This window comes from Microvirga roseola (genome assembly GCF_020866965.1).
Lineage (GTDB): Bacteria > Pseudomonadota > Alphaproteobacteria > Rhizobiales > Beijerinckiaceae > Microvirga > Microvirga roseola.
On record NZ_JAJATX010000005.1, the window covers coordinates 143236 to 170064 of the forward strand.

At 64.9% G+C, this 26829-nt stretch carries 23 protein-coding genes and 2 pseudogenes; 9 read left to right on the plus strand and 16 right to left on the minus strand.

The features are described 5' to 3' along the window. Positions 1-50 precede the first annotated feature (50 nt). Entirely contained in the window at positions 51-296 is a 246-nt protein-coding gene (locus tag LG661_RS05615) for a DUF2171 domain-containing protein (RefSeq protein ID WP_230530894.1), read from the minus strand. Here LG661_RS05615 and LG661_RS05620 point away from each other — a divergent pair. Together LG661_RS05620 and LG661_RS05625 are read left to right on the plus strand one after the other, a co-directional pair. Next, complete coding sequence (locus tag LG661_RS05620; protein WP_230530895.1) at positions 295-534, plus strand: hypothetical protein; 240 nt, start codon at positions 295-297, stop codon at positions 532-534. The two genes, LG661_RS05615 and LG661_RS05620, sit on opposite strands and share 2 nt — an antisense overlap. 193 nt (positions 535-727) lie before the next feature. Beyond that, complete coding sequence (locus tag LG661_RS05625) at positions 728-973, plus strand: hypothetical protein (RefSeq protein ID WP_230530896.1); 246 nt, start codon at positions 728-730, stop codon at positions 971-973. 28 nt (positions 974-1001) lie between these two features. Here LG661_RS05625 and LG661_RS05630 read toward each other — a convergent pair whose 3' ends face one another. The 10 genes from LG661_RS05630 to LG661_RS05675 all read right to left on the minus strand — a co-directional run bounded on the left by LG661_RS05630 (position 1002) and on the right by LG661_RS05675 (position 8102). Beyond that, a complete protein-coding gene (locus tag LG661_RS05630; protein ID WP_230530897.1) occupies positions 1002-1487 on the minus strand; it encodes a GNAT family acetyltransferase in 486 nt (161 codons plus the stop codon). Between the two features lie 137 nt (positions 1488-1624). Then, positions 1625-2335, minus strand: a complete 711-nt coding sequence (locus LG661_RS05635; protein ID WP_230530898.1) for a LysM peptidoglycan-binding domain-containing protein — start codon at positions 2333-2335, stop codon at positions 1625-1627. 52 nt (positions 2336-2387) lie between these two features. Next, entirely contained in the window at positions 2388-2810 is a 423-nt protein-coding gene (locus LG661_RS05640; RefSeq protein WP_230530899.1) for a DUF1236 domain-containing protein, read from the minus strand. A gap of 20 nt (positions 2811-2830) precedes the next feature. Beyond that, a complete protein-coding gene (locus LG661_RS05645) occupies positions 2831-3430 on the minus strand; it encodes a PRC-barrel domain-containing protein (RefSeq protein ID WP_230530900.1) in 600 nt (199 codons plus the stop codon). Positions 3431-3572: 142 nt separating this feature from the next. Beyond that, entirely contained in the window at positions 3573-4091 is a 519-nt protein-coding gene (locus tag LG661_RS05650; RefSeq protein ID WP_230530901.1) for a GNAT family N-acetyltransferase, read from the minus strand. 5 nt (positions 4092-4096) lie between these two features. Then, positions 4097-4909, minus strand: coding sequence for a hypothetical protein (locus LG661_RS05655; protein ID WP_230530902.1), 813 nt, complete (start codon positions 4907-4909; stop codon positions 4097-4099). 4 nt (positions 4910-4913) lie between these two features. Further along, a complete protein-coding gene (locus tag LG661_RS05660; protein WP_230530903.1) occupies positions 4914-5855 on the minus strand; it encodes a GNAT family N-acetyltransferase in 942 nt (313 codons plus the stop codon). Next, entirely contained in the window at positions 5837-6871 is a 1035-nt protein-coding gene (locus LG661_RS05665; protein ID WP_230530904.1) for a glycosyltransferase family 4 protein, read from the minus strand. Before LG661_RS05665 ends, LG661_RS05660 begins: the two co-directional genes overlap by 19 nt. Next, positions 6871-7668 carry a PIG-L deacetylase family protein gene (locus LG661_RS05670; protein ID WP_230530905.1) on the minus strand — a complete coding sequence of 266 codons (798 nt, stop codon included), beginning with the start codon at positions 7666-7668 and terminating at the stop codon, positions 6871-6873. Before LG661_RS05670 ends, LG661_RS05665 begins: the two co-directional genes overlap by 1 nt. Before the next feature lie 131 nt (positions 7669-7799). Continuing rightward, positions 7800-8102 carry a hypothetical protein gene (locus LG661_RS05675; RefSeq protein WP_230530906.1) on the minus strand — a complete coding sequence of 101 codons (303 nt, stop codon included), beginning with the start codon at positions 8100-8102 and terminating at the stop codon, positions 7800-7802. A gap of 237 nt (positions 8103-8339) precedes the next feature. On the opposite strand from LG661_RS05675, the gene LG661_RS05680 reads away from it, so the two are divergent. Further along, entirely contained in the window at positions 8340-8570 is a 231-nt protein-coding gene (locus LG661_RS05680) for a hypothetical protein (RefSeq protein ID WP_230530907.1), read from the plus strand. Positions 8571-8579: 9 nt separating this feature from the next. On the opposite strand, the gene LG661_RS05685 is transcribed toward LG661_RS05680, so the two are convergent. Further along, positions 8580-8816: a hypothetical protein gene (locus LG661_RS05685; protein ID WP_230530908.1), complete on the minus strand. Its 237-nt coding sequence runs from the start codon at positions 8814-8816 to the stop codon at positions 8580-8582. A gap of 261 nt (positions 8817-9077) precedes the next feature. On the opposite strand from LG661_RS05685, the pseudogene LG661_RS25040 reads away from it, so the two are divergent. Continuing rightward, positions 9078-10803: pseudogene (locus LG661_RS25040) on the plus strand (alpha-amylase family glycosyl hydrolase). 10 nt (positions 10804-10813) lie between these two features. Here the strand turns inward: LG661_RS25040 and glgA (LG661_RS05700) are convergent. Beyond that, positions 10814-12346 carry a glycogen synthase GlgA gene (glgA, locus tag LG661_RS05700; RefSeq protein WP_230530909.1) on the minus strand — a complete coding sequence of 511 codons (1533 nt, stop codon included), beginning with the start codon at positions 12344-12346 and terminating at the stop codon, positions 10814-10816. A 240-nt stretch (positions 12347-12586) separates the two neighbouring features. Between glgA (LG661_RS05700) and treZ the strand changes: the two genes are divergently transcribed. The 3 genes from treZ to glgX all read left to right on the plus strand — a co-directional run bounded on the left by treZ (position 12587) and on the right by glgX (position 21523). After that, entirely contained in the window at positions 12587-14407 is a 1821-nt protein-coding gene (treZ, locus tag LG661_RS05705) for a malto-oligosyltrehalose trehalohydrolase (RefSeq protein ID WP_230530910.1), read from the plus strand. Further along, positions 14404-19233, plus strand: coding sequence for a malto-oligosyltrehalose synthase (locus LG661_RS05710; RefSeq protein WP_230530911.1), 4830 nt, complete (start codon positions 14404-14406; stop codon positions 19231-19233). Before treZ ends, LG661_RS05710 begins: the two co-directional genes overlap by 4 nt. An 88-nt stretch (positions 19234-19321) precedes the next feature. Then, positions 19322-21523: a glycogen debranching protein GlgX gene (gene glgX, locus LG661_RS05715; protein WP_230530912.1), complete on the plus strand. Its 2202-nt coding sequence runs from the start codon at positions 19322-19324 to the stop codon at positions 21521-21523. Here glgX and glgA (LG661_RS05720) read toward each other — a convergent pair. The 3 genes from glgA (LG661_RS05720) to LG661_RS05730 all read right to left on the minus strand — a co-directional run bounded on the left by glgA (LG661_RS05720) (position 21518) and on the right by LG661_RS05730 (position 24820). Next, positions 21518-22972, minus strand: coding sequence for a glycogen synthase GlgA (gene glgA, locus LG661_RS05720; RefSeq protein ID WP_230530913.1), 1455 nt, complete (start codon positions 22970-22972; stop codon positions 21518-21520). The genes glgX and glgA (LG661_RS05720) overlap by 6 nt on opposite strands. Continuing rightward, positions 22969-24231, minus strand: a complete 1263-nt coding sequence (glgC, locus tag LG661_RS05725) for a glucose-1-phosphate adenylyltransferase (protein WP_268995433.1) — start codon at positions 24229-24231, stop codon at positions 22969-22971. The genes glgA (LG661_RS05720) and glgC overlap by 4 nt, the downstream gene beginning before the upstream one ends. Before the next feature lie 154 nt (positions 24232-24385). Next, on the minus strand, positions 24386-24820 hold the full coding sequence (locus tag LG661_RS05730) for a DUF2934 domain-containing protein (RefSeq protein WP_230530915.1): 435 nt from the start codon (positions 24818-24820) through the stop codon (positions 24386-24388). A 314-nt stretch (positions 24821-25134) separates the two neighbouring features. Between LG661_RS05730 and LG661_RS05735 the strand changes: the two genes are divergently transcribed. Both LG661_RS05735 and LG661_RS05740 read left to right on the plus strand, forming a co-directional pair. Further along, entirely contained in the window at positions 25135-26262 is a 1128-nt protein-coding gene (locus tag LG661_RS05735; RefSeq protein ID WP_230530916.1) for an AI-2E family transporter, read from the plus strand. Between the two features lie 319 nt (positions 26263-26581). Beyond that, positions 26582-26829, plus strand: a pseudogene (locus LG661_RS05740) (hypothetical protein); the annotation flags it as partial.

Below are 26829 nucleotides of genomic sequence, written 5' to 3' on the forward strand. Positions count from 1 at the left end.
GTTGGCCTTGCCTCCGTCAGGTCTCGTGCAGGTCTCGTGCGGGATCGGCCCTATAGGGTGCTCTGGGCGCCGGCCTGCCACTCGCGCTGCACCTGATCGCGGGACTTGGCCAGGTGCACGACATCGTCGATGCCGATGATCCAGATCAGCGGAACGGAGACGTCCCTCTCCCCTGCAGCGGCTTGTGCATCGTCCAGGAACAGGACGTGACCCATCACCTCCCGGATCGCACCCAGGCGCTGCCCGTCGGATGTCATCACGTCCATGCCCTTATGAATCTTGCTGAGGTCGATCATGGCCCAATCTCCTTCAGGCTCCTGGCGAGCGGCCACTTACGCCGTTGGCCGGGGTGTCGTCGGCGTGACCGGGATTTCCTGGGGCGTCGTCGGCGGCACGCCAACCGGCTCCTCCGGCGGGGGCACCGTCTCCGGAGTGGTCGGCGGAACGCCCGTCGGCTCCGGCTGCGGCGTCTCCCGCGGCTCGGGCGGCCGCACCGGGGCCGGGTTGGGATCGCCGGGCGTCGGCTCGGGATAAGGCTGGTTGGGCAGCGGAATACTGGGCACGGGCTCCTCGCGAGGTTCTGGCGGGACAATCGGCACGGAACTCCGTTGTTCCCCGCAGAAGGCGAGGAGCGCGAACCGATCCCCTGTCCGGACCGTTATGCGTTCGAAGCATTTCCTGACATATTCTCCTGACATATTCTCCTGACATATTCCGGACAAGGGCGATGACGTTCAGCAAAACGGCTTGCGAAATCCTGGATCTGTTCCGCGAGACGCACCGGCGGCCGGGTGCACGCATGACATTGGCGACCCTCGATTCCCGCCTCGGCACGGACCCGGCGGTCATCGTCGCCGTCTCGGAACTCAAGGATGCGGGCTATCTCGCAACGCCCGACACGGATTCCGTGGAGCTCACGGCGAGAGGTTTCGACGCCATTCAACTTGGTCGCTATGCAACCGGTCAGGAATGAGCAGCCGGTCCAAGATCCGTACGGAAGATCATATGTGGTGGCTTCTCTCCTCCGAACGGTCCCGGGCGTCCACCTGCCGCTCGACCGTCGCGCTGAGGCGCTGATACATGCCGAGCCCGAGGATCAGCAGCGTTCCGGCCACGAGCAGAAGGGTCGGATAGATCAGCTCCGAAACATCCTTCCCGCTGACGCGGAACACGGTCACGAGCGCTTCGAGGAATACCGCTATGGCAATGGTCGAGATGAATTTCGTCAAGCTTCTGCGTGCTTCCGAGGCGATCCGGCGCTCGCGGCCGTTCAGCACCTCCTCCTCGACGAGGAACTTGGCGACATCGAAGACCGCAATGGAGATGATGGCATAGCCGACGGCGCCGAGCATCGCCTCCTCAAGGGACAACTCCGGAAGCATAAAGGCCATGACAAGCCGCCAGCACCCGAAAACGATCAGGCCGAGCGCAATCAGCATGAGAACCAAGGCGGCGATGCCGAACATGACACGGGACAGAAGTTGCATGCGCGCGGCGCTCCTCTCGGCGTTGCGGCCGGCGTCCCTGGTCCGTGGGAAAGCTGAGCCATTCCTGCACGTATGGCAGGCTGCGTCCTTGTCCAGTGTGGCGGCACAGGAGGATTGCGGTCTGAAGGCGGCAGCTCCTACAGCTTCATTCCGGTGATGCGGAACGGCTCTGACCGGACGTTCCAGTTCCTCTCCCGGCCTTCGACCACAAAGACGACGCGGTCCTCTTCGCCCGCCCAGTCCGGAATCTCGACGTTCACCTGAAGCGTTCCGTCGGCGCTCGTGCGGGCATCGGCGACGATCTCATAGGCCGAGCGCGGCGCTCCGAGGCCGATCCGGACCGGCACGTTCTTCGGCAGGCCCACGGCCGAGACCGTGACCGGCGTCCCGGTGGCGCCCTCCTCAGGCGTCACGGAGACCTGCGCCTTGCTCACATCCAGGCTCGGAATGTCGAGCTCTCCGCCCAACCGCCGGAGGCGCTCGTGCAGATCGGGGTTCTTCCGAAGAAGATCCTCGACAGAGGAGCCGAAATCCCGCGCGATGTCGGCCAGGGCGTCCCCCGCCTCGCGGGCCGCCGAACCGAGGCGCTCGGCCGTACTCGCAGACGGCGATCCCTCCTCGGGCAGCCGAAGCTCCTGCCCGGCGACGAGATCCGCCGAGCCGCGGATACGCGGATTGGCGCGCAGGATGTCGAGTTCGCTGACATTGCAGCGTTCGGCAATGCTGCTCAGGGTATCCGCCCGCCTGACGACGATGCTGCTGCCGCATTCGGTCGAGGTCTGGGCGAGGGCCGGCGAGCCCCCGAGCGTCAGGACGAGGGCGAGGAGCGGAACGAGGCGCTGGCGCATGCGGGTCTTCCTTACGATGATCGCCGCCCCTCCGACATCATACATCATCCGCCTACCGCTCGATAATCTGGACAACCCTGCGGGTATTTGGCTCCACGATGGCGATCCCCTCCGGCAGGACCACATAGAGATAGCTGGTCACCTTCGGGATCTCCGTCACCATGTCCCGGGGCAATCCCCTGAGCGGGACGTTGGGTTGAAGTCTGGAGCCGACCTCGACCCTATCGCCGGAAATGACCGGCTTCAGATTCTGCATCTCGACAAAGGACCTGATCCGGTCCTGCTTGTCTGGCGGCAGTTGCTCCCAGTCCGAAGCGGCATTCTGCGGTGCGCCTGCTTGCGGGGCCTGCGCCTGCGCTGCAGACAGGCCCGGCAGCACAAGCAGGGCACTGGCGAGCAGGCCGGATCTCAAGACGACATTCATCCGACCGTCGGGGCGGTGCATGGACAAAGCTTCGAGACCCGGCGCGCTCATTCTTCGGCTCCTTCGTTCCGTCACTGCTGGCTCTCGACGGTGCCCGTCTCGGTCGGAGAACCGCCGGAGCGCTGGATATTCACCATCTCGCTGCCGCTCAGAACCGTGTACGTCCGGCCGTCCTGATTGACCGAAGGCATGTTGCGAAGCTCATCTTCACCGATGCCGAAGACTATGAGATTGCCGGATTGCAGCGTCATGTTCTCGACCGGCAGCGCAACCTGCTTGTTGCCGGGCCAGCGCGGTCCGCGGTAGGTCACGAAGGCGTAGGTCCTCTGATCGTTGCCGCGGACGAGGCCGTCGACTTCGCCGATCTGCACGCCGTTCTCGTTGAGGACATCCATGCCGGTTATGCGCTCGGCCTGGAGGCCGCCCTGCGACCCGGCTCCGTTCTGCATGGCCTGAGCCGTTTCGATGCAGGCCTGATACTGGTTGCCCTGGCGATAGACCTGCATCTGCTGCAGCGCATCGAACGCTTCAGCCGGCGGCCTCTGCTCCAGGACATTGATCAGCCGGTCGCACTCCGCCTGTGCCGCATCGGTTTGGGCATGGCCCGAACTGGAGAGAATTCCTGCGGACAGGACCGTCGCCAGCAGCCCGGCGAGCATTTCATTCCTCATGATCACTCATCCCTTTGCTGTGGTGGGAGGCCGCGGAACGGGCATCCCTCATCGCCCATGAGGCGAACAGACCGCATGCGGCACCGTTCCTCACAAGGTCCGAGACTGTATTGAAAGACGGTACGCTAACGCACATAACCGGCTACAGGATTGGCTTGGCCATGAGCCACTGGTCGAGATGCTCGATGGCCGCCTCGCTGCCATCGCTTCGATAGGAGAATCGTTCCTGCAAAGGTCCAACCACCCTCCAGCCGAGCTTCTCGTAAAACCGGAGTGCGCTGTCGTTGTCGCGCTCGACGCCAAGCTCAGCCCGGACAATCCCGCGCTCCCGCAAGGCCGCCTCGGCGGCATCCATCATGTGCCGCCCGATGCCGCTTCCCTGCAGGGGATAGAAGGTGCGAACGGCCCAGAGATAGGCGATTCCCTCGGCCCTCTTGCGGGCGAAGTCGATCCAGACCTGTCCGACGGGAAATCCAGCGCTCACGCCCAGCAGAAGCAGTGCGTCACCGCGCTCCTGGGCATTGAAGGCCTCGCGGATGATGTCGCGCTGGCGCGTGTAGAGCCCCATCCATTCGAGCGCCGGGAGATCCCGTTCGAGGCAGGGGCGGACGAGCACTTCGATGGTCGCCTTGAAGCGGCGGCACGCGCCCGGGTCGTCCATGGCGGCTACTCCGGTACGGGCAGTCCGACCCTGCCGTACATCTCGGCCCGATGCTGCTGCCAGTTCTCCAGCACGCATTCGGTCGCCGGACGATCATAATAGCTCCATGGCAGGTTGCGGGCGTTCAACCCGACGAAATGCGCACCGGTCCTGCCGAGATAGGGCTGGTGGGGCCAGAAGGGTGAGCAGATCGTGACCTCGTCCGTGGTGACCACATGGGCTTCCCGATCAAGATCGAGCGCGACGACCTGCAATCCCTGCTCGTCCAACTCGGAGCGCAGCGGCACGGAGTGGCGCTCCAGCACCCGCAGCAGGGCCGCCCCTAGATCGTAGCCCGGCGGCAATCCGCGAATTCCGGTGTTCCGCGGCTCTGGCCGCGTAAGGTCCGTGAAGGCGCCGTGCGCCAGCTTCATATCGGCCTCGATGAGGCAGCGCGGTTCGCTCTCGTCGAGCCAGGCGCGGATCGCCTCGGGCATGTCCCAGAGGATGCAGTCGTTGTCGAGCGAGATCTCGTATCGGTCGGGAAACAGGCGCAGGGGCGCGAGCTTCCAAGCGACGCCCTCGGCCATGGAGCCGTCGAGGTAGTGCTGGAGAAAGCCCGGCATGTCGTCAGCACTTGCAATGCGCCACTCGACGCCGTCCGGCACGCTCCCGGTACGATGCTGGGCTTCCTCGACAGACACCGTATTCACGCAGACCAACAGTTGCGCATCGGGGCCGAAGACCCGGCGCGCGCCCCAGAGGGACAGGCGCAGCGCCTCGAATCCGGGCAATGAGACGTCGCCGATGGTCCAGCGTATGCCGATGGGGCGCTTCATCGTTCTACCTCCCGGGTGGATGGAGAATGCGGGCGAAGGTCGGCGTATCGGCCGCGCCCCAGCGGTATTTGTAGGGCTCCTGACCGCGGAGGAAATCGAAGACGCGTCCCTCCTCCCGTTCGGCCTCCGCAATGGCATGGCCGACCAGCACGGTCCCGAGCCCCAGGCGTTCGAAGTCCGGATCGAAGCCGCCGATATAGTAGCAGGCGCGCTGCTTCGAGAGTAGGACATAGAGCGCCGCCACGATCCTTCCATGAAGCCTGAGCGCATAAAGGCGCAGGAGACCGGCCGCCTGAAGCGCCGGCAGCGCTTCGCGATGCCAGGCGAGGACACGGGGATCGGCCAGAACGCCGGGCTCCTCGCGGCTCAGCCACCGACGGGTATGCAGCTCCACGAGTTCGTCGAGAATGTCAGGACCGGCGCGCTCCGCCTCAGCGATGCCGGTCCTGTCGGCCCGGCGGCGGTAGTAGCGCAGGTTCTGAGCCATGTTTCGCGGCAGTTCGGCCGGCAGGGTCATCTCCACGCACGGCTCGCTGTGGCCGCGAGTTTCCGTCCATCCGTCCGGTAACTTCGCCTCGAGCAGCAGCGAACCGGAACGAAGCTGAAACAGGTCGAGAGGCTCGCCGAGCTCAGCCAGGCCGCGGGACACCTGCGCAAGCTCCAGTTCAGGATCGAAGATGCCGTCGAGGCGGTCGGAAGTGCCGGCGCCCCATGGGAGCAGCCGCCCCTCGCGCCTGAACAGGGGCAGGAGGCCCATCAGTCTTCCCTGATCCCGCAAAGCCAGGATACGGCTTTCGCCTTCGCTGAACTGCCCGCGCCACGGCACGAGCCATGCCGGGCTCTGGAAAGCGGATGCGGCGGGATCGCGATGCCAGAGATCCCACCATTCCTCCTCGAGGCCGGCGGGATCGGAGAGGATATCCACCTTCATTGCCCGGCCAGCCATCGGTACGTGTCCATGTACCGCTCCGCGGTCTGCTGCAGCGAGAAACGGCGGCGCGCCACCTCGCGGCAAGCCTCGGGATCGAGGTCGCCGGCCGCCTTGATGGCGTCTGCCATCTCGCGCTCGTCGCGCACGAGGAAACCGGTGCGGCCATGTTCGACGATGTCGGCGAGTGCGCCGTTGGGCAGCGCCACGACCGGCGTTCCGCAGGCAAGCGCCTCCATGGCCACAAGCGAACTGGTTTCCTGCGCCAGGCTCGGAACGACGAGACAGCGTGCAGCGGAGAGCAGACGCCGCTTGCGGGTAAAGCCGAGCGGCCCCAGGAAGCGCCCGCGACCGTCGAGCCTCGGCACGATTTCCCGCTCAAAGTAGCGGCGGTGTTCGTCATATTCATAGACCTTACCGCCGATCAGCAGCGGGCGCCCGGCCCGGTGAGCCGCATCGAGAGCGATGTGATAGCCCTTCTCCGGGCAGACGCGGCCGAGGGCGAGAGAAAAATCCCTTTTGGCGTGGCGAACGACGGACAGTTCATCGACCGGGACGCCGTTCTCGATGGGAGGCAGCAGGTTGCGGCCATGCGGGCAAGCCCGTTGCTGGGACGCAGAGACGCAATGCAGCCACGTCCTTGGCCGCTCGGGCATGAGCGCTTCGGGCGGATACCAGGACGGCGGCAGGTGAAGCGTTGCGAGAGCGGGCGCTCCAGGCGGCGGCAGATAGCAGGAGAAGTCAATGCCGTGCAGGTGAACGAGGTCGATGCTGTAGCGGTCGAGCGCCGTGGCAATGGCCTGCCGGTGGTTTGCGTGAGCCTGCCGCCAGGCCTCGGGGCCGAGCGGGCCCTTCAGGACCGGCACGGGGACCAGGGTTCCCTCGACCTGCGATCCCTCGCAGGCGACGACGAAGGATCCATGCCCAGCCTCCACCAGGCTCCGATCGAGGAAGCTCAAGACCTGCTCTGCGCCGCCGACGGTGTCGGGACTGACGGCGGCAAGGGGAAAGGCAACGCTCAGAACCCTCAGCATCAGCGCAGCCCCAAGCTGTCGAGGGCATCCGCAGCAAGCCCGAGCCACCTGTCCGAGCGCATGCCCCACGCGAATGAATCGAAATAAGCGCCGTTATCGTGCGGCGGCGCAGTAAAGCAGTAGCTCGGCGCCAGGCGAAACCGCTCGGCATCGACACCGAAGGGCGCCAGGGTGCGCTGCTGGCTGCGATAGACCTCCAGCATGCGCCTCTTCACCGTCTGCGCCTCGGCACGCAGCACGATGCTTTCGCCCGGATCCGCTCCGGATGCGAACAGGCCTGTCGCCAGCTCTCCGCCCCCACCCCTGTGATAGGATGCGAACTCGACCACTCGCGGCGGCTCCTGGCCATCTCTCGCCAGGAGAGCGGCGGCCGCATGCACGGCGAAGGCCACGGCATCATGGTCCGGATGACCCATCTCGTAGGGATGGGTCATCACGAGACAGATGCCGCGGTCGCTCATCCAATCGGCAAGCCGATGCGCGAGAGCCGTCATTTCGAAAGAGGCCTGCTGGTCTCCGATGCCGAAGCATTCGAGCCGCTCTTCACCAATTCCCGCCACAGCCATGGCCGCAATCATCTCACGGCGGCGCAGCGCTGCATAATCCGCCCTGCTCGCGCAGCCTGCGGCCCGACTGTCCGCGAGATCCGCGGGAGCCCCGTCCGTAACGGTCAGGATGCTGATGTCGGGGATTGAAGCAAGGTGTCCGCCGACGCCGATCGTCTCGTCATCGGGATGAGCTGCGATGAGCGCGGCGCGCCCCCGCGGCGCAACCAGCAAATGCGAGAGTGGAGACATTCCGCTCAGAGGATCATCCAGGACAAACATGCAGCTGCCTTACGGACGAGTTCTCACGCGCCGGAGCCCGTGCTCCGGCGGCCGCAAGAGAGAGTTGGAAGTCGGAGCGCGAGGGGCTTGAGCTGCGCGGATTACCGCGCAGCCTTATGATCGCCGTGCTCCCTGCGCTCAACAGTGTCTCGGCCCACAATCTTGCTGAACAAGCCGTCCTTCTCGTACAGCAGGGCGAGCTTGCTCTCCTCGAACTGCTCGAAAAACTCGTCCCAGGAAATTTCCGTCAGGGCGTCGTGCTCGGATTGCGGATTGTCCGGGAACATGATCCGGATAATCCCGACATCGTCACCCTTGTGGGTGCGCTTCACTGCCGCCGGCTTGCTGCCCTTGCTCTCCGCCCATTTCCGGATGGTGTCGTGATCGGTCGTTGTCTCGGCCATGACGCGTTACCTTCGGTCCGTTACAAACGTCACGTCAACCGAGCAGCAGCAGCCATGTTCCTCCGAATCCGGAGCATATCCGGATTCATTTTCCAGGCGATTTGGAGTCGTTCCTCAGAGTCTTTCCGGAGGCTTCTGGAACTCCTCCACATTCCCCGATTGAAGGCGATGAAGGGGATTGTCGATCAATTCCCGGGTTGATGCGTTGTCGCATCGGACAACCAAGGACAGGAGCTCATGAACACTCCCAAGACGGACGATTTTCGGCTGGAGCGGCGCGGTGACAAGCTGGTGGTGGTGTTCACCCCGACAGGCCGCGAATATGCCTACACCCTTCAGGACGGGGGACAGCTTTCGAAGCCCGACGTATCGCCGCCGCAGGCGGCCGTCGGCGACTATGCCGAGGACGACCTGCGCAGGACGGCGGACGAGCTGGCAAGGCTTGCGGTTTCAGGAGCGCCCGACTGAGGCGCCCTGCTAAGCGGCGCTGCTTGCATGCGGCAGCGGCATCCAGCCACGCACATGCTCGTCGAAATATGCCGCCGTTCCAAGCTTGGCGGAGAAGACGCGCCAATAGGTGGCGCCCGAGGCGGCATCATAGGTCCACGTGCCCATCGTGACGGGCGAGCTTGGCGGGGCCGCATCGTCCTCGATCCAGAGGATGACCGGCGTGCCGTCCCTCGGCGCCGTCTTGATCGAGTGCCAATTGCCCATTCTGATCTCGTTCTCGCAACGAAGCCGACGATCCGGACGCTTGGCGGTGCCTGCAGGGAGCGACCGCTCCCCGCGGATTCACCGCGCCGCAAGTCCTGTCCATGACATGGTTCTCCGCGGGCCGCGTGCAAGTCTCTTCACGGGAATGACAAGGAGTGGAGCTATGGTCCGCAGCCTCTACGCGCAGCGCGGGAATCGGAACCGTTCGGCCGCTCTCGAATTCGCCTGATATCGGCCTGTCCCCGAAATGGAGCACTCTTCATGCCCGAGACCACATGGTGGAAGCGCGGTATCGTGTACCAGATCTATCCGCGCTCCTTCCAGGACACCAATGGCGACGGCATCGGCGACCTGAACGGGATCCGGCAACGCCTCGACTATCTCGTGCAGCTCGGCATCGACGCGGTTTGGGTCTCGCCGATCTACCCGTCGCCCATGGCCGATTTCGGCTATGACGTGGCGAACTACTGCGGCATCGAGCCGATCTTCGGCACGATGGAGGATTTCGACCGCCTGATCGCGGAGGTCCATGCCAGAGGCCTCAAGCTGATCCTGGATTTCGTGCCGAACCACACCTCGGACCAGCACCCCTGGTTTCTGGAGAGTCGCTCCTCGCGCAACAATCCGAAACGGGACTGGTACATCTGGCGCGATGCGAAACCCGACGGGTCGCCGCCGAACAACTGGATCAGCAATTTCGGCGGNCCAGCACCCCTGGTTTCTGGAGAGTCGCTCCTCGCGCAACAATCCGAAACGGGACTGGTACATCTGGCGCGATGCGAAACCCGACGGGTCGCCGCCGAACAACTGGATCAGCAATTTCGGCGGTTCGGCCTGGGAGTGGGACGAGGCCACGGGCCAGTATTTCTACCACGCCTTCCTGAAGGAGCAGCCGGACCTGAACTGGCGCAACCCGGAAGTGCGCGCCGCCATGTACGACACCCTGCGTTTCTGGCTCGACCGGGGCGTGGACGGCTTCCGAGTCGATGTGATCTGGCATCTCATCAAGGATGAACAGTTCCGGGACAACCCGCCCAATCCCGGCTATCAGCCGAGCCAGGCCGAGATCAACCGCTTCCTCCAGGTCTATTCCGCAGACCAGCCGGAGGTGCACGATGTGATCGCCGAAATGCGAAAGGTCCTGGAGGAACACGAGGAACGGGTGCTGATCGGCGAGATCTACCTGCCCCTGGAACGCCTCGTCGCCTATTACGGGCAGGACCTGTCAGGCGCGCATCTGCCGTTCAACTTCCAGCTCGTCCACACCGCCTGGAACACCCGCGAGATCGCCGCGCTCATCGACGAATACGAAGAGCGCCTGCCGGAAGGCGGATGGCCCAACTGGGTTCTCGGCAACCACGACCAGCCGCGCATCGGCGCCCGCGTAGGAACCGCCCAGGCGCGCGTCGCCGCCATGCTACTCCTGACGCTCCGGGGCACGCCGACGATGTATTACGGCGACGAATTGGGCATCGGAAAGGTCGAGATCCCGCCGGAAGCCGTCCAGGATCCTTGGGAGAAGAACGAGCCCGGTCTCGGGCTCGGCCGCGATCCGGAGCGCACGCCCATGCAGTGGGACGGCACCGCCAAGGCGGGCTTCACCACCGGCGAGCCCTGGCTTCCCCTGCCCTCCGACTACCGGACCTGCAATGTCGAAGCCCTGTCGAAGGATCCGACATCGATCCTCACGCTCTACCGGCGGCTCCTTGAGTTTCGGCGTCTCCACCGGGCGCTCAGCGTCGGCGACTACGTCCCGCTGGGCACCCAGGGCGATGTTCTGGCCTATGAACGGCGGCACAGAACGGAGCGGCTTCTCGTGGCCATGAATTTCGGCCACGAGCCTCGGAGCGTTCCATTACCGGATCATGCGCCGCAGGGACGAGTGCTGCTCTCGACGCATCTCGACCGTGAGGACGAGGTGATCGGATCGGAACTCCAGCTTCGCCCGGACGAGGGCCTTGTCGTGCTCCTGCCGGACGGTGCCTGAGTCGAAGCGCTCAGGCCTGCACCGCCGCGGCAATGTGGCAGGCGCGGTCGTAGACCTCCTTGTACTTGAAGGCGGACCGCTCCCAGCCGTGGGGGCGGCTCATGGCGGCGCGGCGCATGGCTGCCAGCCGCGAGCGGGAGCGGAAGGTCTCGAGCCCCCGCTTGATGGCATCCCGGAAGCGATGAACGCAGGGCTCGCCGAAGAGGAAGCCGGTGACGCCGTCCTCGATGGTGTCCGCGAGACCGCCTGTCCTGTGGGCGATGGGCAGTGACCCGAAGCGCTGCGCATACATCTGGCTGAGGCCACAGGGCTCAAAACGCGAGGGCATGAGCAGGAAGTCGCTGCCTGCATACATGCGGCGCGCATCGACCTCGTCGAAACCGATCCTGACGCCGACGGAGCCCGGATGCCGCTCCGCGAGAGCCTGCAATGCCCGCTCGAACCTGGCCTCGCCGCGCCCGGTGATGACGATCTGGCCGCCCTGCGAGACGATGGTCTCAGCGGCCGAGATCGCGAGATCAACGCCCTTCTGGTGGACGAGGCGGGAGACGACCGCAAAGAGCGGCCCGCGCGACAGCGCCAGTCCGAAGCTCTGGCGGACATGGTTGGCGTTGGCGCGCTTGCCCCACCAGTTGTCGGCGGTGAAGGGACTCACGAGGGATGGGTCCGTGCTCGGGTCCCAGCTCTTGTCGATGCCGTTGAGAATGCCGTCGAGACGTCCTTCCTCGGCGCGGGTGCGCAAGAGCCCGTCCAGCCCGCAACCGGATTCCGGCGTGGTGATCTCCTTAGCATAGGTAGAGCTCACCGTCGTGATGTGGGACGAATAGTAGATCCCCGCCTTGAGGAACGAGAGCTTGCCGTGAAACTCGACGCCCTCGATCTGGAAGGCGGCGTCGGGAATGCCGAGATGCGACAGGCGCTCGCGCTCGAAGAGGCCCTGATAGGCCAGATTATGAATCGTCAGGATGGTCGGGATATGCTGCCCGCGCCAGGCGAGATAGGCCGATGCCAGGCCCGAGGGCCAGTCGTTGAGGTGGAGCAGGTCGGCGCGCCAATGCGGATCGGCCGTGCCGCAGGCGATGTCGGCGGCGGCAAGGCCCAGACGCGCGAAGCGGATGTCGTTGTCGCTCCAGTCGGCGCCGAATTCATCGACATAGGGCGAGCCGTCCCGGTCGTAGAGTTCGGGACACAGGAGGACATAGACCGTCAGCCCGTCCTTCGTGATCGTCCGCCCGAGTCCGCATTCGGGAATGCCGGCGCTCGCGGGCAGGCGCGCGATTTCCTCCACATGCCCGATCTGCGCCAGCACCTGACGGTAGCCGGGGATCAGGATGCGAACGTCGTAATACTGTTGCAGGGCCCTCGGCAGCGCCGCCGAGACCTCGCCCAGGCCGCCCGCCTTGATGTAGTCCGCGATCTCGGACGTGACGAAAAGAATGGACCGCTGTGTCTTGAGGGAAATGAAATGAGAGTTATTTCGCCGCTCGACAGGCGACAGTTTCAGGCGAGCCGAAACGGCTTCCGGATGATGGGGTTCCAACATTTTGACACGAAGGCGCGCTGCCCAGTTGACTCCCGCGCCAGGGGTGAGTCCCGCCCATAACTCCCCGGGAACGAGGATGTTCCACAAAGAAGCTCGAAATTTTTCGCCCCGGCGGACTTGCCGCAGCACCGGCCTCGATAATCTCACCTGATACGGCTGAGACAATCAAACGGCGGCCCTGGTCGAACCTTTTGCCAGGAAGACCGTTCGTTAGGGCCTTTCCGAACCTGTGGAGATCCGATGAGGCGATTTCACCCGATGCCCTTCGGGGCTGAGTCGACGGCCGAAGGGACACGCTTCGCCCTGTGGGCTCCAACCGCGAAGGAGGTCCGCCTCGTTCTCGACGGAACCGAGCGATCCATGCCGGCGGACCGTGACGGCTGGTATCGTCTCGTGGCGGAGGAGGCGCGAGCCGGAAGCCGCTACGGCTACAGGATCGACGGCAATCTCACGGTGCCTGACCCGGCCTCCCGTTTCCAGCCGGACGACGTGCATGGTTTGAGCCTCGTGGTCCAGCCCGATGCATATGAATGGTCCGATACCGACTGGCGCGGACGGCCGTGGGAAGAAACCGTTCTGTATGAGGTGCATGTCGGCTCGGCGACGCCCGAGGGCACCTATGCGGGCCTGATGCGGAAACTCGAAACCCTGCGCGAGATCGGGATTACGGCCATCGAGCTGATGCCGCTCGCCGAATTCCCGGGCCGGCGGAACTGGGGCTATGACGGGGTCCTGCCCTATGCGCCGGATGCCTCCTACGGCACGCCGGAGGATCTGAAGCGGCTCGTGGAGCGGGCGCACGAGCTTGGCCTCATGGTCTTCCTCGACGTGGTCTACAACCATTTCGGTCCGTCGGGGAATTATCTCCACGCCTATGCCGAGCCCTTCTTTACGGCACGCCACCCGACGCCCTGGGGCGCAGGCATCAACGTGGATGGCGAGGGCAGTCGCGTGGTGCGCGACTTCTTCATCCACAATGCGCTCTACTGGCTCGAGGAATACCATTTCGACGGGCTCCGCTTCGATGCGGTCCATGCGATCCAGGACGACAGCACGCCCCATTTCATCCAGGAGCTGGCGACCCGTCTCCGCGAGGCCTTTCCCGACCGCCATATCCATCTCGTGCTGGAGAACGAGGCCAACCAGGCGCGCTGGCTCGGCCGCGGTCCGAACGGCCATCCGCCTCTGCACACCGCGCAATGGGCCGACGACATCCATAATTCGTGGCACGCTCTCCTGACCGGCGAGAACGAAGGCTACTACAAGGACTATGCGAACCGGCCTCTCGAACATCTCGGCCGGTCGCTGGCGGAGGGCTTCGCCTATCAGGGCGATCCGGTCCCGCACAAGGGCGGCACTCCCCGCGGAGAGCCCTCGGGTCATCTGCCGCCCACGGCCTTTGTCGCCTTCCTCCAGAACCACGACCAGATCGGCAACCGCGCCTTCGGCGAGCGCCTGTCCGATCTCGTTCCGCCGGAGCGGTTGAGCCTGGCCCGGGGGCTTTTCATCCTCGCCCCGCAGATCCCGCTGCTCTTCATGGGAGAGGAATGGGCGGCCTCATCCCCGTTCCAGTTCTTCGTCGACTTCGAAAGCGAGCCCGACCTCGCCAAGGCCGTGCGCGAGGGACGGCGGGGCGAGTTCAAGAAGTTCAAGGCCTTTTCGGATCCTGAAGCGTCCCAGCGCATTCCCGATCCCACCGACCGTGCCACTTTCGAGCGCTCGAAGATCGACTGGTCGGAGGCCGAGCGCCCGCCGTATCGGAACGTCCTGTCGGAGACCCGCCGCCTGCTCGACCTGCGCCGGGCGGAAATCGTGCCGCTGATCGCAAGCCCCTATCGCGGCTCGCAGCGCGAGGTCTCGCCCGAGGGCACACTCGACATCACCTGGACATTCGAGGCGGGCACGCTCCGCCTGCTCGCGAATTTCGGCAATGACACCATGACCAGAACCATCGACGAGAGCATGCGCGCCCTCTGGTCGAGCCCGGACGCCATCAGGAGCGGCGCGGACCTGCAGCTTCCCTCCTGGTCGGGGACGATCCTGAAAGGGGATTCCGCATGAGCGAGCTCAACGCGCTTCTGGAGCGCATGGCGGCCCTCGTCGGAATTTCCTCAAGCTACACCGATGCCTTCGGCAAAAGCGTCCAGATCACCCCCGAGACCCGGCGCGCCCTGCTCGCCGGGTTAGGGCTCGATATCGAGACGGAGAGCGCGGCTCAGGACAGCCTGGCCAGGCTGGAGCAGCTCAAAGGCGGCGCCGTGCCGGCGGTCATTCCCGTCGAAGCGGAGCAGCCCGGAAAGATCCGGCTCAGGAACTCGCCGGGGCCGGTCGCGTGGCATCTGGCCGAGGAGAACGGCGCGACGCATGAGGGGCGTCTCGCGAAGGGGGCATCTGCTCTTGAGATCCCTGCCCTGCCCATGGGCTATCACTGGCTGCGCATCGGCGAGGTTCAGGCCACTGTCATCGCGGCTCCGGCGAAGTGCTGGCAGCCGGAGAGCCTGGAACGGGGAGCCCGGCTGTGGGGCACGACGGCCCAGATCTATTCCCTGCGATCGGAGGATGATTACGGGATCGGCGACTACACGGATGTTGCCCTCGCGGCCGAAGGCGTCGGCGCGCTCGGAGGCGCATTCCTGGGCCTGAGCCCCGCCCATGCGCTCTTCACGTCGGACCGCTCGAAAATCTCACCCTATTCCCCGTCCTCACGCCTGTTCCTCGAGCCGCTCTACATCGACCCGGCCGCCGTGAAGGGCTTTGCCGAGAGCGGCGCAGCGCGGCTTCTCGACGAGCCGGACATGCAGCAGCGCCTTGCGCGCCTGAAATCCTCGCAGCTCATCGACTATGCCGCCGTGTGGGCGCTCAAGCGCCCGCTTCTCGATGCCTTGTGGAGTCATTTCCGCGAGACAGGAGATCATGCCGCATTCGAAGCCTTCAGGCAGGAATGCGGAGAGGCTCTGGAGGCCCACGCCACCTTCGAGATGCTGTCCGAGCATTTCCGCGAGCAGGGAAGGCACTGGCTCGGCGAGTGGCCGGAAGCGTACCGCGATGCGAAGTCGGACGAGGTCCGCCGCCTGAGCGCGGAGAAGTCGGAGCGCGTCGCCTTTCATGCCTGGCTGCAATGGCTGGCCGATTGCCAGTTCGAGGACGCCGCGGAGCGGGCGCGCGCAGCCGGCATGCCGGTCGGGCTCTACCGCGATCTGGCGGTGGGCGCGGATAGCGGCGGCTCGGAAATCTGGGCGACGCCCGACCGTTTCGCTCCCACCCTCTCCGTCGGCGCTCCGCCCGATCCGCTCGGGCCGCAGGGACAGGATTGGGGATTGCCGCCCTTCAATCCGCTCACCCTCGAAGAGCAGGGCCTGGCGGCCTTCCGCGATCTCGTCACGGCCAACATGCGCCATGCGGGCGCGATCCGCATCGATCACGCCTTCCAGCTCCAGCGCTTGTTCCTAATCCCTTCCGGGGCTCCGGCCTCACAGGGCGCCTATATCGATTATCCGTTCGAGGCGATGCTGGCGGTGCTGCGCGTGGAGAGCCACCGCAACCGCTGCCTCGTCATCGGCGAGGATCTCGGCACCGGACCGGAGGGCTTCTCGGATGCGATCATGGAAGCCGGCATCCTCAGCTACCGGGTCCTCCCCTTCGAGCGCGAAGAAGCCGCCTTCAAGAAGCCGGAAGATTATCCGCGCTCGGCGCTTGCCGTCTTCACCACCCATGACCTGCCGACTTTCGTGGGCTGGTGGCGCGGGCTCGATGTCGACCTGCGGCAGACCTTCGGCATCTTCGACCCCGAAACCGCCGCCCGCGAGCACGCCGCGCGCATGGCCGACCGGCGCCACTTCGCGCAGGCGCTCGCGGAAGAAAATCTTCTCCCCTCGCCCGGAGCGCCGGAGGAGCCGCCTCTCGAGGAGGCCATGCGCTACCTGGCGCGGACGCGATCCGCTCTCGCCGGGCTGCAGATCGAGGATGCGTCGGGCGAACTGAACCAGCCGAACCTGCCGGGCATGGATGTGGGCCATCCCAACTGGCGGCGGCGGCTCTCCAACACCGTCGAGTCCATCACCGCGCCGGGCAGCCTCATGGCCCGCCTTGCCGTCGTCATGGCGGAGGAAGGACGGGATGCCCGCTCCCGTGCGACCGCGCTTGCCGCGCCGCCGCCCCGGGCCACCTACCGGCTGCAGTTCCACAAGGACTTCACCTTCGACGATGCGGTCGGGATCGTGCCGTATCTCGCAGAACTCGGCATCAGCCACGTCTACTCCTCGCCGATCCAGGCGGCGAGCCCAGGATCGACCCACGGCTACGATATCGTGGACCATTCCGTCATCAATCCGGAGCTCGGCGGCGAGGAGGGTTTCCGGCGTCTCGCAGAGGCCATGAAAGCGCACGGGCTGCGCCTCGTGCTCGACATCGTGCCGAACCACATGGGCGTCGGCGGCAAGGACAACGACTGGTGGCTCTCCGTGCTCGAATGGGGCAGGCTCTCGCCCGTTGCGGATGCCTTCGATATCGACTGGGAGCGCCCCGGCGCGGGCGGCAAGCTCATCGTGCCCTTCCTCGGCAAGCTCTACGGGCAGGCTCTGGAAGACGGCGAACTCAAGCTCACCTTCAACGAGGACGAGGGCAGCTTCAGCGTCTGGCATTGGGAGCACCGCTTCCCGATCTGCCCGACGAACTACGCGGCGATCCTCGATCGGGCCATCGCCTCCTTGAGCGACCCGGCGAAGCACGATGCGTTCATCGCGCTCGCCGAGCGCTTCCGGAGCCTGAGCGATCCAAGCGAGGCCGAGAGCCTCAAGCGCGCGCTGGCCGAAGCCGCAGTCCACACAGCTGCCGTGAAGCAGGCCATCGACAGGGCGCCCAAAACCATCAACGGTGCGCCTGGGGCGCCGGACAGCTTCAATGCGCTGCACCGCCTCATCGAGGCTCAAGCCTATCGCCCGGCCTATTGGCGGGTGGCGTCGAGCGACATCAACTACCGTCGCTTCTTCGACATCAACAGCCTGGCCGGAATCCGGGTCGAGATTCCGGAGATCTTCGAGCGGACGCACGAGCTCATCTTCCGTCTCGTCGACGAGGGGCTCATCCATGGGCTCCGCATCGACCACATCGACGGCCTTGCCGATCCGGAGGACTATTCCCGCGCCCTGCAGCAGAGGGTTGGGCCCGGCTTCTATGTCGTGGTAGAGAAGATCCTGGAGCCGGGCGAGAAGCTGCGCCCCTGGCCGGTCGCCGGCACATCGGGATACGACACGCTCAACCTGATCGACGGCGTCCTCGTCGACACGGATTCAGGAGAGGCCTTCGAGCGCATCTACCGGGAGCGCTCTGGCCTTTCAGGATCCTACGAGGCCCTCCTGAAGGATGCAAAGATCGAGATCACCGAAAAGAACTTCGCAAGCGAGCTGGAAGTGCTCGCCTCGGACATCAAGACCATCGCGGATGCCGACCGCCGCACGCGGGACTATACCGTCTTCGCTCTGCGCCGGGCGCTCGTCGACATCATCGCGGCCTTTCCGGTCTATCGCAGCTATCTCAGGGCCGGAGAACCGGATCCTGAGGACATCCGCCTCATCGAGGACACGGTGGAGCATGCCAAACGGGAGAGCTCCCTTCCCGACACCACGGTGCACGACTTCATCGCGGCGGCGCTCCTCGGCCGCATCGGGAAAGCCGGCGAAGCGGATCTTCGCCGCTTCCGCCGTCGCTTCCAGCAGCTGACAGGGCCCGTGATGGCAAAGAGCCTGGAGGATACCCTGTTCTACCGCTATGGCCGCCTGATCGCCCTCAACGAGGTCGGCGGCGATCCGGGACATTTCGGCATCCCGCTGGCAGCCTTTCACGAGATGAACCAGGAACGGGCGCGGGACTGGCCTCACGCGATGATCGCCACGGCCACCCACGACACCAAGCGCGGCGAGGATGCGCGCGCGCGCCTGATCGCCCTGTCCGAAGTTCCGGATGAATGGGCGCAGGCGCTCGATCTCTGGCGGGAGGCCGTGACCCCTCACCTTTCGAAGGTCGAAGGGGCGCCCGCTCCCGATGCCAACGATCAGGTGATCCTGCTCCAGGCCCTCCTCGGCGCCTGGCCTCTGGAACTGCTGGAGGAAGCGGATGCCGATCAACTGACATCCTTCCGCGAAAGGATGGAAGGCTACGTCACCAAGGCCCTGCGGGAGGCAAAGCGGCATACGAACTGGGTTGCGCCGAACGAGGCTTATGAGAACGCCGCCCTCGGCCTTCTGCGCACGATCCTCGATGCGAAGAGCCCCATCATCGCGCGCATCCGCCCCTTCGCGCAGCGCCTCTCGTTCCTCGGCATGCTGAACGGCCTGTCGCGCACGGTCCTCAAGCTGACCTTGCCGGGCGTGCCGGACATCTACCAGGGCACCGAGTTCTGGGACTTCTCCCTCGTCGACCCGGACAACCGCCGTCCCGTCGACTATGCCGCGCGCATGAAGGCTCTCGACAAGGACGTGAGCTCCGCAATCCCGTTCGCGGATTGGCGCAGCGGCCGCATCAAACAGAGCATCCTCTCGAAGCTCCTGCACGACCGCGCCGATGCGCCCGCCCTCTATGCGGAGGGCGATTACGAAACCGTCGACATCCGCGGTGACAAGGCATCCCATCTCGTCGCCTTCGTCAGGAGAAACGGTCCGGATGCGCTCGCCGTCCTCGTTCCGCGCCTCTGGGCGGGGCTTACCGGCGAGGGCGAGGCGGCGTTCGACAGCGCCATCTGGAGCGATACCACCATTGCCCTCCCCGAGGGCCGCTGGCGGAATATCCTCGACGGCCGCAGGATCGATGTTGCGGACGCCGGAATACCAGCAGGCGATCTCCTGGCGCCCCTGCCCTTCGCCGTGCTGAGACTCTCCGGAAAAGGAGGATAATCCGCCGAAAGATATAGCCCCGCTTGGTTGGGACTTTCCCGGCCATTCGCGCGTTGAAGCAATGACCCTTTTCGCTCCGAGATCCATAATGAACGATACAACAGACACTCGAATTCCCGCTGGCGAGGTCGTGTCGCCCTCAGTCAGGCACCGGTCCCGGATACGGGAAGGATTGCCCTACCCTCTCGGCGCCACATGGGACGGACTCGGAGTCAACTTTGCGCTCTTCTCCGCCAACGCCACGAAGGTCGAGCTCTGCCTCTTCGACCAGGAGGGCAAGCGCGAGCTGGAGCGGATCGAACTGCCCGAGTACACGGACGAGGTCTGGCACGGCTATCTGCCCGATGCGCGCCCCGGCACGACGTATGGCTATCGGGTTTACGGACCCTACGATCCCAGGGCCGGTCACCGCTTCAATCCCAACAAGCTCCTGCTCGACCCCTATGCAAGGCAGCTGATCGGCGACCTCACCTGGAACCCTGCCCTTTTCGGCTACACCATCGGCTCGCCCGATGCCGACCTGTCCTTCGACAAGAGGGACAGCGCGGTCTTCATGCCCAAATGCCGCGTGGTCGAGTCGGCCTTCACCTGGGGGCACGAGCGCCGGCCCCGGACTGCGTGGGAAAAGACCATCGTCTACGAGGCGCACCTGCGCGGGTTCACCATGCAGCATCCCGCCGTGCCCAAGGAGATGCGCGGCACCTTCTCCGGCCTCATGCACCATGAGGTGATCGAGTACATCAAGAATCTTGGCGTCACCGCGATCGAGCTCCTCCCCATCCACGCCTTCGTAGACGACAGCTACCTCATCGAGAAGAAGCTCAGGAACTATTGGGGCTACAATACCATCGGCTTCTTCGCGCCCCAGCCGCGCTATCTGGCGACCCCGTTCGTGAACGAGGTGAAGGAGATGGTGAACCATTTCCACGAAGCCGGCATCGAGGTGATCCTGGACGTGGTCTACAACCACACCGCCGAAGGCAATGAGCTTGGGCCGACCCTGTCTTTCCGGGGCATCGACAACGCGTCTTATTACCGTCTCGCTCCCGATCCGCGCTACTACGTCAACGATACGGGCACGGGGAACACGGTCAATCTCAGCCACACCCGCGTGCTGCAGATGGTCACCGACAGCCTGCGCTACTGGGCGCAGGAGGTCCATATCGACGGCTTCCGCTTCGACCTCGCCACGATCCTGGGCCGCGAGCCGCACGGTTTCGACGAGGACGGCCGGTTCCTGGACGCCGTGCGGCAGGATCCGGCGCTCAGCGGGGTCAAGCTCATCGCCGAGCCGTGGGATTGCGGGCCCGGCGGCTATCAGGTCGGCCGGTTCTCGCCCGGCTGGGCCGAGTGGAACGACCGCTATCGCGATACGGTCCGCGCCTATTGGAAGGGAGACGAGGGCAAGCTGCCGGAACTGGCGACGCGGCTCACCGCCTCGGCCGATATCTTCAACAAGCGCGGTCGCAAACCCTGGGCCTCCGTCAACTTCGTGACGGCCCATGACGGCTTCACCCTCAACGATCTCGTTTCCTACAACGAGAAGCACAACAAGGCGAACGGAGAGAACAACAAGGACGGACACGACCATAACCTCTCGTTCAATTACGGCGTCGAGGGACCGACGGACGATTCCGAGATCCACGACATCCGCTATCGCCAGATGCGCAACATGCTGGCGACCTTGCTGTTCTCGCAGGGCACGCCCATGCTGCTGGCCGGCGATGAGTTCGCCCGGACCCAGAGGGGCAACAACAACGCCTATGCTCAGGACAATGAAATCTCCTGGATCGACTGGCTCGGGATCAACGGCGAGAGTGCGGAGCTTCTCGACTTCACGCGCAAGCTCATCAGGCTGCGCCAGTCCCTCCCTATCCTGCGCAGGGGACGCTTCCTGTCGGGGCAGTACAACGAGGAGCTGGACGTCAAGGACGTGACCTGGCTCACTCCTGCAGGCGACGAGATGACGCCCGAGCACTGGCAGAACCCGCATGCCCGCTGCATCAGCATCCTGTTCGACGGACGCGCCCAGCCCACCGGCATCCGCAGGCGCGGCACGGATCTTACCCTGCTCCTGATCCTCAACGCCCATGACGAGACGGTGAAGTGCAAGCTGCCGGAGGTCGTCGGCGGCTCGTCCTGGATGTGCCTTGTCGACACGAACAATCCCGACCAGGACGAGCCGGAGGAGTTCGCGTTCGGCAAGGAATATCCTGCGGTGGAGAAATCTCTGCAGCTGTTCCAGCTCAAGCCGGAGAGAAGGCGCGGCGCTCAGCCCTCCCCCTCATGACCCAACATGGGCGCAGGCGCGGTAGAGACTGGCATACTGCCGCGCCGGCCGGCTCCAGCTCACGTCCGTCGCCATGCCGTTGCGCTGCAGACCGCGCCAAGCGTCGATGTCCGGCCAGAGTTCCTTCACCCGCGCGATGGCGTGGGTGAGGGAAGCGGCATCGACGGGAGAGAACTGGACACCCGTTGCGACACCCGCGGCCAGCGCCGCTTCGTTCGCATCGATCACCGTATCGCTGAGCCCGCCGACGCGGGAGACCACCGGCACGTTGCCGTAGCGCATGGCGCAGAGTTGCGTCAGCCCACATGGCTCGAAGCGGGACGGCACCAGGAGCGCGTCGCTTCCGCCCTGGATCTGATGGGCCAGCGCCTCGTCATAACCGAAGGCGCATCCGACCTGGCCCGGGAAAGCTTCGCTCGCCGCACGAAATCCGTCCTCGAGCCTCCGGTCGCCTGCGCCGAGCAGCGCCAGCTGCGCCCCGTCCTCCAGCATGACAGGCAGGGCGTCGAGAAGGAGGTCGAGCCCTTTCTGCTCCGACAGGCGGCTGACCACGCCGAAGAGAAGAGCGTCGGGGTCGGGCCTCAGACCGAGGCGGACCTGCAGTGCTTCCTTGTTGGCCGCACGTGCATCGAGACGATCCCCGTCGAAAGGAGCGGCGAGATGCGGATCCGTGGCGGGATTCCAAACCGCGTCGTCGATCCCGTTGAGGATACCCGAGACGATCCCGGATCTTGCCCTGAAGAGACCGTCGAGCCCCATCCCACCTTCCGCCCTCTGTATCTCTCTTGCGTAGGTCGGCGAGACCGTCGTGATGCGGTCGCTGAGCTGCAGGCCCGCTTTCAGGAACCCGATCTGTCCGTAGTATTCGACGCCGTCGATGGTGAAGGCCTCGGACGGAAGACCCAGCTCCGAGAGAAGATAAGCCGGAAAGGCGCCCTGGAAGGCGATGTTGTGCACCGTCATCACGATGCCCGGGCGGGGCCTGCCCGAAAAGTGCAGATAGGCCGGCGCCAGCCCCGCCTGCCAGTCATGCGCATGAATGACGTCCGGCATGAAACCGGGCGCAAGGCCGTGCCCGAGATCGGCGGCGATGCGGCCGAGCGTTGCGAAGCGCCGCGTATTGTCCGGCCAGTCCTGGCCGTCGGGAGCCACATAGGGCGAGCCGGGTCTCTCGAAGAGGTGCGGCGCATCGATGACGAAGAGATCGAGCGCCCCTGCCCTTCCTCTCAGGAGCTGGACCGATCCGCCATGCAGGTTGCCGTAGCGGTGGACGACCTGTCCGTGCTCCAGAGCGTTGAGCACCGCGGGATAACCGGGAACGAGGGTGACGACGCTCACACCCTCTCTTGCGAGCGCACCCGGCAGGGCTCCGGCCACATCCGCCAGTCCGCCTGTCTTGATGATGGGATAGATTTCCGACGTGACGGACAGGACATTCAGAGGCCTCATCCCACCAACCTGTCGATCATCGGCTGCGTGATGAGGCAGATTCCCCGCTCGGTGCGGCGGAAGCGCTGGGCATCCCGTTCGGGATCCTCGCCGACCACCAGCCCTGCCGGAATGCGTACACCACGGTCGATTACTACGTTCCTCAGCCGCGCCGAGCGGCCGATGTCGACATAGGGCAGGATGACCGCGCCGTCGATCTCCGCATAGGAATGAATGTGCACGCCGGTAAAGACGAGCGACCGGCGCAAGGTCGCTCCCGACACGATGCTGCCGCCGGCCACGAGCGAGTTGATGGCCTGTCCGCGCCGTCCGTCATCGTTGTGGACGAACTTCGCCGGCGGCACCATTTCGGCGAAGCTCCAGATCGGCCAGTCCCGATCGTAGAGATCGAGCTCGGGCACGGTCGCCGTCAGGTCGATATTGGCTTCCCAATAGGCGTCGACCGTGCCGACATCCCGCCAGTAGGAATGGGTCTGGGTGCGCGAGCGGACGCAGGAGTGCGTGAACCGGTGCGCAACCGCCTTTCCGTGCTCCACGAGATAGGGAATGATGTCCTTGCCGAAGTCGCGGTGCGAGCCGGGCGTCGCCGCATCCCGTCGCAACTGGTCGAACAGAAAGCGGGTGTTGAAGACGTAGATCCCCATACTTGCAAGAGCCATGTCGGGATTGCCGGGCATGCCGGGAGGATCGGCGGGCTTCTCCAGGAAGGAGACGATCCGGTCCGTCTCGTCCACCGCCATCACGCCGAAACCGACAGCCTCCATGCGCGGAACCTCGAGACACCCGACGGTCACGTCCGCGCCGCTGTCGACATGCTGCCGCAGCATGACCTCGTAATCCATCTTGTAGACGTGGTCGCCTGCAAGAATGATGATGTATTCCGGATCGGCGCTCGCGATGATGTCGATGTTCTGGAAGACCGCGTCGGCCGTCCCCTCGTACCACATGGTCTCGGAGACGCGCTGGCTCGCCGGCAGAAAGTCGAAGCTCTCGTTGCGCTCGGGGCGGAAGAAGTTCCACCCCCGTTGCAGGTGGCGGATGAGGCTGTGGGCCTTGTACTGCGTCGCCACCCCGATCCGCCGGATGCCGGAATTCAGCGCATTCGACAGGGCGAAGTCGATGATCCGGGCATTGCCGCCGAAATAGACCGCGGGCTTGGCGCGGACATCCGTCAGCTCCATCAGGCGACTGCCGCGCCCTCCTGCGAGAATATACGCCATCGTGTGGCGAGAGAGAGGTCCGGGGGCTGCACTTGGAATAGCCAAAACGGGATCCTCACAACAGGAGAGGCTGCATGCAAAGCCGATACTGAAAGCCGGCCCGGGCGCTCGCCGCCCGTCCCCGCTTCATCGACCCTTTTGCCCCGAAAGCCTTGCACCTGCGACCGGGCGAAGGCTCTTGTCGCCGCCGCCCTTATGAGGAGGTCCGGGTCGTCCGCCTGCGCTTCGTGGCGCCACCGGTCGTCGTTGCGGGCTCGCCGCTCTCCTCGGGCTTCGCCGCCGTGCTGCGCTTCCTGCGCTGCTTTGCGGCAGGAGCAGGAGCCGTCTCCTCAGGGGTGGCCTGCGTCTCGGTCGTTTCGGTCGCCTCGCCCGTTGCGCCAGGAATCACTTCCGGGCCCATGTCCACCGGAGCCTGCGCCCCGCTCTCCTGCCCCTCCTGAAGAGGATAGGATCCGACATCGCTGGCCGTTCCGCCGCCCACGTCGCTCTCCGTCTGGACATCGGACTGCCCCCGGAGCTCGTGCTCGGCCTGCAGCCAGTATTCCTCATCACGGCCAGGGAGGCATCCGTTCTGCATCCAAAGCTCGTAAGCCCGGTCACGGATCTTCTGTTCAAGGTCTTTGTCCATGATCATCCTTCAGTGTCATTCACCCGGCCCGGCCAAGCGGCTGGGAGCAGGTCGGTCCCGCATCCGATCGCAAGCGTCCCCATTCAACGAATGCGAACTGTGCAAAGTTATTGGGCGTCGCTCTAGATTGACAACGGCCGCCGCAAAATTCCGTTGCAAATCCGGGCGATAACTCCATTGGGCCAGCCTCTCGCACCGCCCGGTCGGACGGAGGCACGGCCACTGCGTCGGCTAACGAAAAAAGCTTGGCCTTTTTTGCGAACATCCATTCTCCCACGGCGTTTCAGACAAGGATGATGGATGAGGTTAAGGCTTTGGCTGACCCCGGCGAGACCCACGGCCTGCCCCGCACGATGCCCGATGCCAGGCGCGCGGCGCTCAATGATCGATATTTCAGCCGGGACTGGGATTTCTTCCGGCGCGGCCTGATCACCCTGATCCTGATCGGGCTCGGCTATTTCCTATGGCTCACAGCGGCGGTCCTGCCGCTCATCTTCGCGGCGATCCTGCTCGCCGTTCTCTTGAGCGCGTTCGCCGACCTGATCGCACGCTACACGCCGGTCTCGCAGAAATGGTCGCTCATGACCGCCACGATCCTGGTCGCCCTGCTTCTCGCCGGCTTCTTCATTCTCTTCGGATCCCAGATCAGCGGACAGGTCACGCAGCTCATCAATATGCTGCCGGAAGCGATCGACGCGGTCGGAGAACGGTTCGGCGTCGCCAGCGCGACGCAACAGATCGAAGAGGCCATCGCCGGGAGATCGAACCTCAGCACCCTCTCGCAGGCGGCAGGGTTCGGCTATAACATCATCGGCGCCTTGGCCAACCTGGCCTTGGTCATCGTGGCGGCGATCTACCTGGCCGCCGATCCGAAACTCTACCGCCGCGGCACCGTGAAACTGCTTCCGCCGAGCCAGCACGAGCGCATTTTCGATGCCATGGATCTGGCCGGCAACGCGCTGCGTCTCTGGTTCGCCGGACAGCTCATCACCATGGCCATCGTCGGGGTCGTTTCAGGTCTGGCCTATTGGTGGATCGGATTGCCCTCACCCGTAGCGCTCGGTCTCATCGCGGGCGTGACCAACTTCGTCCCATTTCTCGGCCCTATCCTCGGCGCGATTCCGGCGGTGATCTTCGCGCTCGTCATGAACCTGGAGACGGTGCTGTGGACTCTCGGCGCCGTCCTCGTGATCCAGCAGCTCGAGGGGAATGTCATCACGCCCTACATCCAGAGGCGTGCGGTATCGCTGCCGCCGGTTCTGGCGCTCTTCGCGATCCTCATCTTCGGGCTGCTCTTCGGGCTGGTCGGCATCTTTCTCGCCGTTCCGCTCGCCGTCACATTGTCCGTCCTGGTGAAGAAGCTTTGGGTTCGGCAGACGCTGGGCGAGGAAACGGAGATCCCCGGCGAGGATGCCGTTCGGGACGAACCCACCGTCCGGTAGCGGGCGGACCGACGTCTTATCCGCACGCGGGCCCTTCAGGACCATTGTACACCCGCGCAGTCGTGCAGCGCGCGACGATGGATCGTGCACGCGCAGCCAAGCCGGCGGAATTGGTACGGCGTCAGACACAGAGGCACTCTATTTGTGCTCACGCTTGAACCTATTCGTTCCTGATGGGGTTCGATTGCAGTGGGTTTTGAGACATCGCGATGCGGTGCCGGCCCCGTTCTCAGGAGAGATCATCGCTGCGTTCGGACAGGGCTTCGGCCGGCTCCGAACCCGGCGATTGTTCCCAATTCGATGGATGGAGATCAAGTCGATGTTGACCAAACAACTGCTTCTCACGACGGCTCTGGCCGGTTTCCTCGCCGTTGGCCAGGCTCATGCGCAGGGCTCCAGCGGCGGCTCCGGCGGCCAGCAGGGCACCTCGGCCGGTCAGGCCCAGGGCGGCCAGCAGGGTCAGCGCGTGGCTCAGGAACAGAGCCAGTCGCAGGGGACCCAGATCTATGTCAGCACGGCTGGCACCCGTCAGATCCAGCAGGCGCTGAACAAGGCCGGCTACTCGGT